The sequence below is a fragment of the Pseudomonas sp. RL_5y_Pfl2_73 genome, from assembly GCF_963970515.1.
Classification (GTDB): domain Bacteria; phylum Pseudomonadota; class Gammaproteobacteria; order Pseudomonadales; family Pseudomonadaceae; genus Aquipseudomonas.
The window spans coordinates 1-13,556 of sequence record NZ_CAXAPD010000055.1 but is presented as its reverse complement, the minus strand read 5'-3'; the positions used below and the strand labels follow the sequence as shown (position 1 = coordinate 13,556).

The following is a 13,556-nucleotide window of genomic DNA, read 5'->3' as shown; positions in this document are numbered from 1 at the left end:
GCGCCTTGCTGCGCCCGGAAGGGCTGAAAAATGAAGAAAATGGATCAAATTTCGACGCGGGTCGTTTTTTGAAAAGTACTGACGGCTCGATAGCCGGAAAACATCCGGCTATTTCAGACCATCCCTAAAGGGCCTGAGCGACTAATTCATTAATTTATTTTTTATCACGCTCAGTTTCGCCTTGTGTACCGAACTGATAATGGCTTCAGCTGTTTTATTCCACTTGAACGGCTTGGCTGAGAACTCATTGTGAGCCTCGATGAACTGGCGGATAGTTGTCTTCAAGTCGGCAACGCTGGTGAAGGCACCCCGGTACAGCGCTCGCCTTTCCAGTTGTGCAAACCAGCCTTCTACAGCGTTCAACCAGGACGCACTGGTCGGTGTGAAGTGCAATTTGAAACGCGGACGTTTTTCCAGCCACTGCTTGATTGCAGCCGTTTTGTGGGTCGAACTGTTATCCAGGATGACATGCAGATCCAGCGCCGGTGGTGTGCTGCGATCAATCTGGTGCAGAAAGGCCAGGAATTCCTTGGCGCGATGGCGTTGCGTGATCCGCCCGATGACTTGGCCGGTCATGATGTCGAATGCCGCGTACAGACTGGCTGTTCCGTGGCGCTTGTAATCATGCGTCCGACGCTCGATCTGTCCGGGGCGCAGAGGCAACATTGGCTGGGTGCGATCCAAGGCCTGAATCTGAGTTTTCTCGTCCACAGACAGCACCAGGGCGTTGTCTGGTGGATTCAGATAAAGCCCGACCACGTCGACCACCTTGTCGGCGAAATGGGGATCGTTGCTGATTTTAAAGGTCTTCAGACGATGGGGTTTGAGATCGGAAGCAGCCCAGACCTGACGCACCTGCCAGGTGGTGACCCGCGCATATTTGGCCATCAGGCGAACACTCCAGTGAGTCGCCTCCTTGGGTACTCGCCGGGTAGTCAGTGTGAGGATCTCGCTGACTTTTTCAGCCCCGAGTTTGAGCGGCTGACCACTACGTGGCAGGTCGCTCAAGCCCTCGACGCCCGCCTCCAGATAGCGTTTTCGCCACTTGAACACTGTCGGCGGCGTGACCTGCAACTGTTCGCTGATGACCTTGGGCGTCAATCCATCCGCCAGTAGAAGCAGGATACGTGCACGCAGGGTGAGGCTCTGTTCCAGCGTACTCATACGCAACCAGCCTTGCAGGATAGCGCGATCAGAAGGCGTTAAAGCGAAGGGGGAAGTCGGTCGAGCCATGCGCATAACCAAGCCATGATATTGAGCGCTTAGTATATTCCTGACCGACATATAAATAAATGAATTAGCCGCTCAGGCCACTAGCTACTGTCATATCTGACAGTAGTCGTCCCGCTTTAATGGGATCAGTCTTATGGTTCCTGTCTTCGCTAGGAAATACGCCATGAATACTGGAAATCCATTCTCTACGGCTGGGCGCTCCGGCCTGACAGCGCTGACGTTGGTACTTGCGCTGCCCGCACTGGTCAGCGCTGCAACCGATAGCCCCGAAGATTCGCTCCAAGCGACGTCTGCCAGCGTATATGCCGATGCGATCGGCAGTGCACGCTTTGAGCGTTCGGCAATATAAGGGTGAGCAGGGGTACACGATAGAAAGCGGTAATTTGTACACCCGCGATGGCGACACAGGCTCGCTGGTGATGGTCAGGTCGCCTGACGGTGCGATCACCGCTATAGTCGATGAGCCTGGCAAGCGTGGTTTGTTGGTGGTCGATGCGCAGGGGAAAAGCTCTTTTACCCAAGAGCCGCCCAACGATTATATGACTCCCGATACCGTTGAGATGTCTGAGGCTTCAGCGCCTGTGGTGGATAGTTCAAAAGCTGGCGAGCCGCGCTATATCGACATGTTGGTGGCGTATAGTGCTGATGCTCTGAATCGAATTAATACTGACCCTATCGCCTATGCCTTTGCGCAACTTGAAACAGCCAATCTCGGTCTCAGGAACTCGCGTGTTGAGGACCTTTCCTTGCGACTTGCTGCTGTTAACATATTTGACGTGAACTACCAGGTTACTGAAGATGGATTGGCGCTTTGGCAGGTGATGCTGGCATCTTATAGAGCTTTGTACCGTACTGACCTGAGTGCTACCTATTCGGTGGGCGGCAATGCAGGTGGATGGGGTTATCGGTCTGGCTATACTTCAGTTAATGCTTGGAACTCCCCTGCTGCTTTTCGACATGAAGTTGGGCACAATGCTGGCGGCACACACTGCAATAACAACCCGAGCAACTATAATTTTGGCTATAGCAATGGAAAATCCTCTACTTACCTTTGCGGTAACAAGGTTCCCTATTATTCGACGCCGGCAGTCAAGGATACACATGGCTTGCCATTGGGCAATGCACAAACCGCCGATATGGCTCGTGTATGGCGAGAAAATGCGGCGCGAATGTCAGGCTACAATGCGGAGTTGCCAGGTCTACGTATGCTTGTTGTCAGTGGGCTGCAAGATCATGTGTCGACTTATCTCCGAGTCCCCGGCATTGAGCGACTTTACAGTGGGGGGATAGTTGCTCTGAATGCAAATATTGGTCCTACTCAGTTGACGCCCGGCACAGACGAGAAGTTTACGATGTTGAATGCGTCATTATTGAACGCCCAGGGTCAAGCAGTAGTCGTGAAGTTGCGGGGTATCCGCACCGAAGAGGGGGGGGAGTACGCTTGGAGTGAGCATATGAACAGCAAGCGCTTTATTGGAGCGCTTAGCCAATGGCTTGGCCTCGAAATACAGTACGATGTACGGGACAATATGGCGCTCCCGTCGGGATATTACAATGGGATGTTGCAGTTGGAGGCTCGTAGACCTAATTCTGATTGGAAGCAGCCAATTAATGTTTTCATCTCTGTAAAAAAATAAATTGAAGAGATCGCGGCCTTCAGCAGCTATTGGATGGGTCTCTATCCATGCAATAGCTGCTGAAGGCCACAGTCTATCTGGGCTGAAAAGACCTTATATCAGTTGTCGTAACCGAGGTTTGGCGACAGCCAGCGCTCAGTCACGCTCAAGTCCTGGCCCTTGCGCGCGGTATAGCTCTGGACCTGGTCTTTGTCGATCTTGCCCACGGCGAAGTATTGCGCCTGGGGGTGAGCGAAATACCAGCCGCTGACCGCTGCCGCCGGGAACATGGCGTAGTGTTCGGTGAGGAACACACCGCTGCGCCCGGCCTTCAGTTCGCTGGCCTCGGGGTCGAGCAGGCGGAACAGGGTGACTTTTTCAGTGTGGTCCGGGCAGGCCGGGTAGCCGGGGGCAGGGCGGATGCCGGTGTACTGCTCCTTGATCAGCGCCTCGTTGTCCAGGTGTTCGTCCTTGGCGTAACCCCAATGTTCCTTGCGCACCTGCTGGTGCAGCCATTCGGCACAGGCTTCGGCCAGTCGGTCGGCCAGGGCCTTGACCATGATCGAGTTGTAGTCGTCGCCGGCCTCCTGGTAGGCCTTGGCGACTTCCTCGGCGCCGATGCCAGCGGTGGTAATGAAACCGCCGACATAGTCGGTCACCCCGCTGTCCTTCGGCGCGACGAAGTCGGCCAGGGAGAAGTTCGGCTTGCCGTCGGTCTTGATGATCTGTTGGCGCAGGTGATGCAGGCGGGCCAGTGGCTTGCCATCGTCGCCGTAGACTTCCAGGTCATCGTCATGCACCTGGTTGGCCGGCCAGAAGCCGAACACGGCGCGGGCGCTGATGAGTTTCTCGTCGATCAGCTTGCGCAGCATTTCCTGGGCATCGGCGTACAGCGCGGTGGCCGCTTCGCCGACCACTTCGTCGGTGAGGATGCGCGGGTATTTGCCGGCCAGGTCCCAGGAAATGAAGAACGGTGTCCAGTCGATGTATTCGGCCAGGACGTTCAGGTCGATGTTGTCGAGCACCTGGGCGCCGGTGAAGGTCGGCTTGACCGGCTGGTAGCTGCTCCAGTCGAACTGTGGCTTCTTGGCCACGGCGGCGGGGTAGCTCAGGCGCTCGGTGCGGGCGCTGCGGTTGGCCGTACGCTCGCGCACGTCCATGTAGTCCAGGCGGGTTTTCTCGACGAACGCCGGCTTGAGCTCCTTGGACAGGAGCTGGGTGGCCACGCCCACGGCGCGCGAGGCATCGGTGACGTAGATCACCGCATCGTTGCTGTACTTGGGCTCGATCTTCACCGCCGTGTGGGCCTTGGAAGTGGTGGCCCCGCCAATCATCAACGGTAGGTGGAAGTTCTGGCGCTGCATCTCGCGCGCCACATGCACCATTTCATCCAGGGACGGGGTGATCAGGCCGGACAGGCCGATGATGTCGCACTTCTGCTCCTTGGCCACCTGCAGGATCTTCTCCGCCGGCACCATCACGCCCAGGTCGACGATGTCATAGCCGTTGCAACCGAGCACTACGCCGACGATGTTCTTGCCGATGTCATGCACGTCGCCCTTGACCGTGGCCATCAGGATCTTGCCCTTGGCCTCTGGCTTGTCGCCTTTTTCCGCCTCGATGAACGGGATCAGATGGGCTACGGCCTGCTTCATCACGCGGGCGGACTTGACCACCTGGGGCAGGAACATTTTGCCGGCGCCAAACAGGTCGCCGACGATGTTCATGCCGGCCATCAGCGGGCCTTCGATGACCTCGATCGGGCGGGCGAAAGACAGTCGCGATTCCTCGGTGTCTTCAACGATGTGGGTGGTGATGCCCTTGACCAGTGCATGTTCCAGGCGCTTGTTCACTTCCCAGCCGCGCCATTCCTCGGTTTCTGCTTCCTTGACGCTGCCGTCGCCCTTGTACTTGTCTGCGATGGCCAGCAGGGCGTCGGTGCCTTCGGGGGTGCGGTTGAGGATCACGTCTTCCACGGTGTCGCGCAGTTCTACCGGGATCTGGTCGTAGATCTCCAGTTGGCCGGCGTTGACAATGCCCATCGTCAGGCCCGCACGAATCGCATACAGCAGAAACACCGAGTGGATCGCCTCGCGCACCGGGTTGTTGCCGCGGAACGAGAAGGACACGTTGGACACCCCGCCCGAGGTCAGCGCGTAGGGCAGTTCGTCACGGATGTAGGCGCAGGCGTTGATGAAGTCCACGGCATAGTTGTTGTGCTCTTCGATGCCGGTGGCGACGGCGAAGATGTTCGGGTCGAAGATGATGTCTTCGGGCGGGAATCCCACTTCATTGACCAGGATGTCGTAGGAGCGCTTGCAGATTTCCTTCTTGCGCGCCTCGGTGTCGGCCTGGCCGGCTTCGTCGAAGGCCATTACCACCACGGCGGCGCCGTAGCGCTTGCACAGCTTGGCGTGATGGATGAACTGCTCGACGCCTTCCTTCATGCTGATGGAGTTGACGATGCCCTTGCCCTGGATGCACTTGAGGCCGGCTTCGATCACTTCCCATTTAGAGGAGTCGATCATGATCGGCACGCGGGAGATGTCCGGTTCGCCGGCAATCAGATTGAGGAAGGTCACCATGGCCTTTTTCGAATCGAGCATGCCCTCGTCCATGTTGATGTCGATCACCTGGGCACCGGCCTCGACCTGTTGCAGGGCCACTTCCAGGGCTTCGGTGTAGTTGTCCTCACGGATCAGCCGGGCGAACTTGGCGGAGCCGGTGATGTTGGTCCGCTCGCCGACGTTGACGAATAAGGAGCTGCGATCGATGGTGAACGGTTCCAGGCCCGACAGGCGGCAAGCCCGTGGAATCTCTGGGATTGGCCGCGGTGCGTAGCCAGCCACGGCTTTGGCGATGGCTTCGATGTGCGCCGGGGTGGTGCCGCAGCAGCCGCCGACAATGTTCAGGAAGCCGCTCTGGGCGAACTCTTCGATGACCTTGGCCGTTTCGGCTGGCAGTTCGTCGTATTCACCGAATTCGTTGGGCAGGCCGGCGTTGGGGTGGGCCGATACGTGGGTGCTGGCCTTGTTCGACAGCTCCTCCAGGTATGGGCGCAATTCGCTGGCGCCGAGGGCGCAGTTCAAGCCCACGGAGATCGGCTTGGCGTGGGCCACGGAGTTCCAGAAGGCCTCGGTGGTCTGGCCCGAGAGGGTGCGGCCGGAGGCATCGGTGATGGTGCCGGAGATCATGATCGGCAGTTCGACGCCGAGTTCTTCGTAGACCCCTTGCACGGCAAAGATCGCCGCCTTGGCGTTCAGTGTGTCGAAAATGGTTTCGATCAGGATCAGGTCGGCGCCGCCTTCGATCAGGCCCTTGGTGGCCTCGGTGTAATTTTCCACCAGTTCGTCGAAGGTCACGTTGCGGTAGCCGGGGTTGTTCACATCCGGTGACAGCGAGCAGGTGCGGCTGGTCGGGCCGAGCACGCCGGCGACGAAGCGCGGCTTGTCCGGGGTTTCCAGGGTCTTGGCGTCCGCCACCTTGCGGGCCAGGCGCGCGCCTTCCAGGTTCAGCTCGTAGGCCAGGTCCTGCATGCCGTAGTCGGCCTGGGACACCTGGGTGGCGTTGAAGGTGTTGGTTTCCAGGATGTCGGCGCCGGCATCCAGGTAGGCTTTTTCAATGGCGCCGATCACGTCGGGACGGCTGAGCACCAGCAAATCGTTGTTGCCCTTGACGTCGCTCGGCCAGTCGGCAAAGCGTTTGCCGCGGTAGTCCTGTTCTTCCAGCTTGTAGCTCTGGATCATCGTGCCCATGCCGCCGTCGAGGATCAGGATGCGTTCCTTGAGGGCCTGCTGGAGAAGATAAAGGCGAGCGCTGCGATCAGTCATAGGACTACCTGGAAAAAAGACCATTACGAAGGCCGGGATGATAGCAAACCTGCGCAGGATTTGATCATGATGGGCTTTTGCATGAATATCGCTCATGTTTGCAAGGCGATGCTGGCCCGGTAGAATCGGCGGCTTATCTCTTAGGGACCCGAGACATGCCGTACCGCGTCTTATTCGGCAGTCTGTTACTGCTGTTATCTTTTACCGCAGCCGCCGGGAGTCCCGCTCCCACGATCTCCTACACTCGCGACATCCAGCCGATCTTCACGGAAAAATGTGTGGCCTGCCATGCCTGCTACGACTCCGCTTGCCAGTTGAACCTGGGCAGCGGCGAAGGCGCGGCACGGGGGGCGAGCAAGCGGCTAGTGTACGACGGCGAGCGGCGCCAGGCGGCCGATCCGACCCGCTTGTTCTATGACGCCTCCGGTCAGCGCGCCTGGCAGCGCAAGGGCTTTTATTCGGTGCTTGACGCCCAAGGCAGCCAGGCTGCCCTGATGACGCGCATGCTGGAGTTGGGCCACCGCACGCCGTTGCAGCCCAACGCCAAGCTGCCGGAAGAGATCGTGCTGGGCCTCAATCGTGAAAACAGCTGCGCGATGCCGGATCAATTCAACGAATACGCAGGTGCCCATCCCAAGGAAGGCATGCCCCTGGCCGTCACCGGCCTGACCGACCAGCAATACCAGACCCTGCAACGCTGGCTGGCCACGGGCGCTCCGATCGATCAGCAGGCCCTGGCCCCGAGCGCCGGCGAAGCCTTGCAGGTGGTGCAATGGGAAAACCTGCTCAATGCCCCTGGCGCCCGGGAAAGCCTGGTGGGCCGCTGGTTGTTCGAGCATTGGTTCCTGGCGCACATCTATTTCAAGGACGGCGAGCCTGGGCATTTCTTCCAGTGGGTCCGTTCGCGCACGCCCACCGGTCAACCGATCGACCTGATCAACACCCGCCGTCCGAATGATGACCCCGGCACCCGCATCTATTACCGGCTGTGGCCGGTGCAAGGGGTGATCGTGCACAAGACCCACATTACCTATGGCTTGAGTGCGGCGAAGATGGCGCGCATCAAGAGCCTGTTCTACAGCGGCAAATGGCAGGTCTCCGCGTTGCCGGGCTACGGTCCGGAGCGCCGGGCCAACCCGTTTTCCACCTTCGAAGCGATCCCGGCCCAGGCTCGCTACCAGTTCATGCTCGATAACGCCGAGTATTTCGTGCGCACCTTCATCCGCGGGCCGGTGTGCCGTGGCCAGATCGCCACGGACGTGATCCGCGACAATTTCTGGGCGCTGTTCCAGGCCCCCGAACATGACTTGTACATCACGGACCCGAACTACCGCGGCCACGCCACGCCGTTGCTGGCGATGCCGGGGCAGAACGACGACGTGGGCAGCGTCGTCAGTCTGTGGCTCGACTACCGGGACAAGCGCAACGACTACGAAGTCTTGCGCCGCGACAACTATGCCGAGCAGCCGGCGCCGAGCTGGTCGACGCTGTGGGCCGGGAATGACAATGCATTGCTGAGCATTTTTCGGCACTTCGACAGTGCCTCGGTCAAAAAGGGCCTGATCGGTGAAGTGCCGCAGACGATGTGGCTGTTCGACTTCCCGTTGCTGGAGCGCACCTATTACCAATTGGCGGTGAACTTCGATGTATTCGGCAACGTGTCCCACCAGGCCCAGACCCGGCTGTATTTCGACCTGATCCGCAACGGTGCAGAGCAGAACTTCCTGCGCCTGATGCCGGCCGACTCCCGGGAAGACTACCTTGACGACTGGTACCAGGCCGGCGGCAAATTCAAGATGTGGCTCGATTACGAGGCCATCGACGATGACACGCCGACCGCCCTCAAGCTTGATGAGCGCGACCCCAAAGGCGATTTCACCCGGCAACTGCTGTCCCGTTATGGCGAGCTGAATGCGCGCCCCGATCCGATCAACCGCTGCCACGGTGCCTACTGCTCGCGCCCGAACATCGACCCGACGCTGCAAAACGCCGAACAGGCCCTCAGTCGCCTGGTGTCACGCCCGGCGGCGGGGCTCAAGGTGATCGACCAACTGCCGGAAGCAACCCTGCTGCGCGTCGAAACCGCCAGCGGTCATCGTGAGGTCTACAGCCTGCTACGCAACCGTGCCCACAGCAACGTGGCGTTCCTGCTGGGCGAGGAGGCGCGCTACCAACCGGGGCTGGACACCCTGACGGTCTACCCCGGCGTGCTCAGCAGCTATCCGAACTTCATCTTCAACATTGCGGCCGGGCAAGTGCCGGCGTTCGTCGAGGCCATGCAAGGCGCCCAGGATGCTCCGGCGTTCGAGCGGATTGTCGAGCGCTGGGGCATTCGCCGCAGTCACCCGCAGTTCTGGTACTACTTCCACGACCTGAGCCAGTACATCCAGGAGACGGAGCCCGTGGAAAGCGGTGTGCTGGACATGAATCGCTACCAGAACCTCTGATCGACAGCTCCGGCGGCAAGCTCCGTGCCGCCGGGTGCTTTCCTGACAAAAATACTAGGACTTTGTCCGGCGCGATGATTGGCGTAAACTGCCGGCAAGCCTGCGAGGAGTTTCCATGACCGCCATTACCATTACCGATGCCGCCCACGATTACCTGGCCGACCTGCTGTCCAAGCAGAACACCCCAGGTATCGGGATCCGCATCTTCATCACCCAGCCCGGCACCCAGTACGCTGAGACGTGCATTGCCTATTGCAAGCCGGGGGAAGAAAAACCCGAAGACACCGCGCTGGGGCTCAAGAGCTTCACCGCGTACATCGACTCGTTCAGCGAAGCCTTCCTGGACGATGCGGTGGTCGACTACGCCACCGACCGCATGGGCGGCCAGTTGACCATCAAGGCGCCAAACGCCAAGGTGCCGATGGTCAATGCCGACAGCCCGGTCAATGAGCGCATCAATTACTACCTGCAAACCGAAATCAACCCGGGGCTGGCCAGCCACGGCGGCCAGGTTTCGCTGATCGACGTGGTGGAAGACGGCATCGCCGTGCTCCAGTTCGGCGGCGGCTGCCAGGGCTGCGGCCAGGCTGACGTTACCTTGAAGGAAGGCATCGAGCGCACCTTGCTCGAGCGCATTCCGGAGCTCAAGGGCGTACGCGACGTGACCGACCACACGCAGAAAGAAAACGCCTACTACTGATTGTGGCGAGGGGACTTGGCAAAACCTCACCCGCCCTGTAGGAGCTGCCGAAGGCTGCGATCTTTTGATCTTTTGATCTTTCGCTTGAGACCCAAGTGTCAGCGCAAAGATCGCAGCCTCGCTTCGCTCGGCAGCTCCTACAGCAGGGGCAGGTTGGGTCTTGCTGAGCTTCAGGGCCTGTAGAGATGCGCATGCCCGGCGCGGTACAGCGAAGACTCGCTGAACACATCGTTGCCCAGTACACGTCCCACCAGAATCAGCGCCGTGCGGCGAAAGCCCTTGGCGTGTACCTTTGCTGCGATATCGTCCAGCGTCCCCATCACCCAATCCTGGTCCGGCCAGGTCGCCCGGTGGATCACGGCAATCGGGCAATCGGCGCCATAGTGGGGCCGCAGTTCGTCGACGATTTTTTCCAGATGATTGACCCCCAGGTGAATCGCCATGGTCGCCCCATGCTGTGCCAGGCTGCCCAGTTCTTCCCCAGCGGGCATCGGGCTTTTGTCGGCGTAACGGGTGAGGATCAGGCTCTGGGAAATGTCCGGCAAGGTCAATTCGGCGCCCAGTAGGGCGGCGCAGGCGGAGGTCGCGGTCACCCCCGGGATGATTTCGAAAGGGATGTCCAGTTCCCGCAGGCAGCGAATCTGCTCGCCAATGGCGCCGTACAGGCTCGGGTCGCCGGAATGCACCCGGGCCACGTCCTGGCCCTTGAGATGGGCACTCTTGATCAATTCGATAATCTGTTCCAGATGCAACTCGGCGCTGTTGATCACCTGTTCGGCGCAATGGCCTTCGAGGACGGCGGTTGGCACCAGGGAACCGGCGTAGATGATTACCGCGCAATGGCGGATCAGTCGTTGGCCTTTGACGGTGATGAGGTCCGGGTCGCCGGGGCCGGCGCCGATGAAGTACACGGTCATGACCGGCTCCTGTGCAAGGTGGGTGAGCGTCGCCCAGATGAAGATCGCTCATGATCCTGGGCGCCGATTATCGGGATTTATGCCACGACCGCCAATGCCAGCGTGCTCTTGGGGCCTTTTTGGCGAGTAATCAACAGCGTCGCGGGCGGCGTGCCCAACCGGTCGGCCAAGGCCAGGGCGGCGCTTTCGGCGATGCCGTAGCAACCGGTGCGCTCGAAGGCGATCTCGGAGCGGTGACTGAGCCGCTGCGCGTAGCCGGCCAACTGTTCGACACTGAAGCAGGTCAGCGGCAGGGCCAGTTGCCCGGCCAGTTCCAGCAGCCCGGGCTCGTCACGCTTGAGATCGATACTGGCCAGGGCTCGTACCCGATGAAGTTCGATGCCGTGGACCAGCAGCGTCTGGTCGAGCAAGGCCCGCAGCGTGCTGGCCGGGCAACCCCGCTGGCAGCCCAGGCCAATCACTAGGATCGGCTCGGCGCTCATGCGTCGTGGTGGGCTTGACCGTCACGGCGAAACAGCCAGGCGCTGATCAGGCCCAGGGCCAGCCAGAACGCGACGTTGGTCAGTTGCGAGGCGATCTTGAACTGACTCTCCAGGGCTTCGGGCGCCAGCATCGAGTGGACTTCGGGCTGCGGCGCACCGATGACGTGGGGCACCAGCAACGTCGCCACGCCCAGCACCTTGAGCAGCCAATGCCGGCCGAAGGCGATCAGGGCAATGCCCACCGCCGTGGACGCCGCGGTGCCGATCCACCACATCTGCCGTTGGGCCAGGTCGGCCGCTGCGGTGCCAGGCAATTCGGGGGGAAGGCCCAGCGTCGGCGCCAAGACGAACGTGGCATAACCGGCCAGGCCCCAGAGCAGGCCCTGGGAGGTCCGAGTCGGTGCACGCAAGGTGTACAGGCCCGCGAGCATCAGGGCAAACCCCACGGCGACCACCAGGTTGCCGCCCGTGGTGGACAGCACGCGCTGCCAGCCGTCTTCCGGCTCCCAGGCCTCGGCATCATGGGTATGAGCCGCCCCGGCGGCGTGTTCATGGACCTCGGTCGCCGGGGCCTTCTCGAAGGTTTCCGCCTGGAGAATCAGCGGCGATACCCAGAAACTTTGCAGCAGGGTCAGCAGCAGGGCGGCCAGCAAGCCGCTGAAACCAGCGGTTTGCGCGATACGCTTGATCATGTCGTCAGTTCTCAATGGCACGGGAAGGCGGCGCTGTGGCGGGTATCGTGGGCAGCGTTGTGCACCGCTTCGATGTGGGAGAAACCGGCGAAATAGACCAGCCCTGCGCCCAGGATCGAAGCCAGGATCGCGGTGCTCAGGCGTTGGCTCAGGGTGGTGGTGCTGCTGGCGGTGCGGGCGGTGCTGCTGATGGTCGACATGGCGCTTCCCTCTGTTCTTGTTCAGTGGGCATTCGAGCGCGATGAGACCCCGGGCGAAAGCCCGCCAAGGTTCGAACAGCGCCCGCCCACCGCGGGTTTGTTGATGCATGAGTCATGGGCCGGTCTCCGGGCTCGCGAGGGGCCAGAACCTGGCCTGCAAGCGTCACCTTCCCATGCCCTGGAGCACAGTGGTTCAGACGCTTCGCTCGCTTACCGTTGCGGGGGCAGCACCGGACTGACGTGGCTTTGGAGTAAAGCACACGATTCACCGGTTTCCCGTTTCACCCTGTGAAGGGCACCCATGACTAGGCGCACAGGAGAGCATGGGCGGGGGCGGGGCGTCAATTGGCGAGGTGCCGCCTACCCCTACACATGTAGGGTATTCATCCAGCATTCAGTGATATTTAATTCATTTCAAGTCAAAGCGGTGATGTTAGTCAGGTGACTCAGTCATGACCCTGTTTTTGAAGGTGTTTGAAATTAGCGAGGCGCAGTTAGGAGGTGTCTAGGTGAAGATGAAATTTGATCTGCGGATTGAATGCCGCTGTTCGATAACTGAGAGAAGGCAATGTTTTTTGGGTTCGCAAGCATGGTCATGTTTATGTGTAGGCGGTATTCCACCTTTCGGATGCTGACATTGGATTTCTGGTTGTCGCCTGCAATTGATCATAGGCAGATAGTGTTTTTCTTTGATCGTGTTGGGCTGCCCAGGGGGTATGTGACTTGGGCGTATCTGGCGCCTGATTCCGAGGAGCGCTTGCTCTCGGATCCAGAGTTTTTGCTTCACCCTTCGGAGTGGAACGAAGGGGGTAGAACTTGGATTATTGATTTTTGTTTTCCTGTCGGGGGTGCAAGAGAGGCTATAGGGAAGATGAAGGAGATTTTCCGAGGGGAGGGTGTTGATAGGGTTTACTGGGCTCGCAAACGTCCCTATGTCGCACGTTGCGGACGTTTAAAGAGCTGTTCAATGAAATTGCGGGACTTTTAGATTTTCAAGGGGCAATTAAGGTTGTTTGGTTGGCGCTTTTTAAAGATTTGCTGGCGGTGGCGGTAAGCTAATTTACTGGAACCGCTTTATTGACCGAAAGGAGATATGGAAATGCGTGATTTGACGTTGGCTGAAATCGAGATGATCAGTGGGGCTGTAGGTCCATTGGGGGCAGTCGCTGGCGCTGCTGCAGCGGGGGCGGGGTATGTTGGAACCCAGGCAGGAAGCGGTTCGCCGGCCACGTGGACAGGAGCGGGGGCGGCCATGGTGGGTGGCGCGGTAACTGGATTTTTTACGCCCGCTACCACCGCACAAGCAGCCGGGTGTAGTGGTTTAATGAATCCGGACACCCATTTAGGCGAGAATGCTCGCCAGATAGAGGTGTCTCATGACCAAACAACGCCGTTCCTTTTCTGCTGAATTCAAACGCGAGGCTGCTGACCTCGTACTC

The 13,556-nt window shown here is 59.7% G+C and carries 12 protein-coding genes and 1 riboswitch; of the genes, 6 read left to right on the top strand and 6 right to left on the bottom strand.

All coding sequences use genetic code 11. From position 1 onward, the window contains the following. Positions 1-141: 141 nt before the first annotated feature. Complete coding sequence (locus AACY42_RS27540; RefSeq protein ID WP_339483639.1) at positions 142-1,233, bottom strand: IS630 family transposase; 1,092 nt, start codon at positions 1,231-1,233, stop codon at positions 142-144. 163 nt (positions 1,234-1,396) lie between these two features. Between AACY42_RS27540 and AACY42_RS27535 the strand changes: the two genes are divergently transcribed. Both AACY42_RS27535 and AACY42_RS27530 read left to right on the top strand, forming a co-directional pair. Continuing rightward, a complete protein-coding gene (locus tag AACY42_RS27535; protein ID WP_339483637.1) occupies positions 1,397-1,582 on the top strand; it encodes a hypothetical protein in 186 nt (61 codons plus the stop codon). A gap of 34 nt (positions 1,583-1,616) precedes the next feature. Continuing rightward, positions 1,617-2,870, top strand: a complete 1,254-nt coding sequence (locus tag AACY42_RS27530) for a hypothetical protein (RefSeq protein WP_339483636.1) — start codon at positions 1,617-1,619, stop codon at positions 2,868-2,870. 98 nt (positions 2,871-2,968) lie between these two features. On the opposite strand, the gene metH is transcribed toward AACY42_RS27530, so the two are convergent. Then, complete coding sequence (metH, locus tag AACY42_RS27525) at positions 2,969-6,679, bottom strand: methionine synthase (RefSeq protein WP_339483635.1); 3,711 nt, start codon at positions 6,677-6,679, stop codon at positions 2,969-2,971. Positions 6,680-6,834: 155 nt separating this feature from the next. Between metH and AACY42_RS27520 the strand changes: the two genes are divergently transcribed. Beyond that, the gene (locus AACY42_RS27520) at positions 6,835-9,126 is read left to right on the top strand and encodes a fatty acid cis/trans isomerase (protein WP_339483634.1); all 2,292 of its coding nucleotides are present in this window, start codon (positions 6,835-6,837) and stop codon (positions 9,124-9,126) included. A 115-nt stretch (positions 9,127-9,241) separates the two neighbouring features. Continuing rightward, positions 9,242-9,826 carry a Fe-S biogenesis protein NfuA gene (nfuA, locus tag AACY42_RS27515; RefSeq protein ID WP_003182850.1) on the top strand — a complete coding sequence of 195 codons (585 nt, stop codon included), beginning with the start codon at positions 9,242-9,244 and terminating at the stop codon, positions 9,824-9,826. 170 nt (positions 9,827-9,996) lie between these two features. Here nfuA and cobM read toward each other — a convergent pair whose 3' ends face one another. The 4 genes from cobM to AACY42_RS27495 form a co-directional block, all read right to left on the bottom strand. Next, positions 9,997-10,743, bottom strand: a complete 747-nt coding sequence (gene cobM, locus AACY42_RS27510) for a precorrin-4 C(11)-methyltransferase (RefSeq protein WP_053187130.1) — start codon at positions 10,741-10,743, stop codon at positions 9,997-9,999. 77 nt (positions 10,744-10,820) lie between these two features. Then, positions 10,821-11,225: a cobalamin biosynthesis protein gene (locus AACY42_RS27505; RefSeq protein WP_339483630.1), complete on the bottom strand. Its 405-nt coding sequence runs from the start codon at positions 11,223-11,225 to the stop codon at positions 10,821-10,823. Further along, positions 11,222-11,917 carry a CbtA family protein gene (locus tag AACY42_RS27500; RefSeq protein ID WP_339483628.1) on the bottom strand — a complete coding sequence of 232 codons (696 nt, stop codon included), beginning with the start codon at positions 11,915-11,917 and terminating at the stop codon, positions 11,222-11,224. Before AACY42_RS27500 ends, AACY42_RS27505 begins: the two co-directional genes overlap by 4 nt. Positions 11,918-11,928: 11 nt before the next feature. Further along, on the bottom strand, positions 11,929-12,117 hold the full coding sequence (locus AACY42_RS27495; protein WP_339483626.1) for a CbtB domain-containing protein: 189 nt from the start codon (positions 12,115-12,117) through the stop codon (positions 11,929-11,931). 100 nt (positions 12,118-12,217) lie between these two features. Next, positions 12,218-12,435, bottom strand: a riboswitch (cobalamin riboswitch). 250 nt (positions 12,436-12,685) lie between these two features. Between AACY42_RS27495 and AACY42_RS28870 the strand changes: the two genes are divergently transcribed. Both AACY42_RS28870 and AACY42_RS27490 read left to right on the top strand, forming a co-directional pair. Beyond that, the gene (locus AACY42_RS28870) at positions 12,686-13,105 is read left to right on the top strand and encodes a toxin-activating lysine-acyltransferase (RefSeq protein WP_445261577.1); all 420 of its coding nucleotides are present in this window, start codon (positions 12,686-12,688) and stop codon (positions 13,103-13,105) included. Positions 13,106-13,216: 111 nt separating this feature from the next. Then, positions 13,217-13,525 (top strand): hypothetical protein, encoded by a 309-nt coding sequence (locus AACY42_RS27490; protein ID WP_339483624.1) that lies wholly within the window; start codon positions 13,217-13,219, stop codon positions 13,523-13,525. Positions 13,526-13,556: the final 31 nt, after the last annotated feature.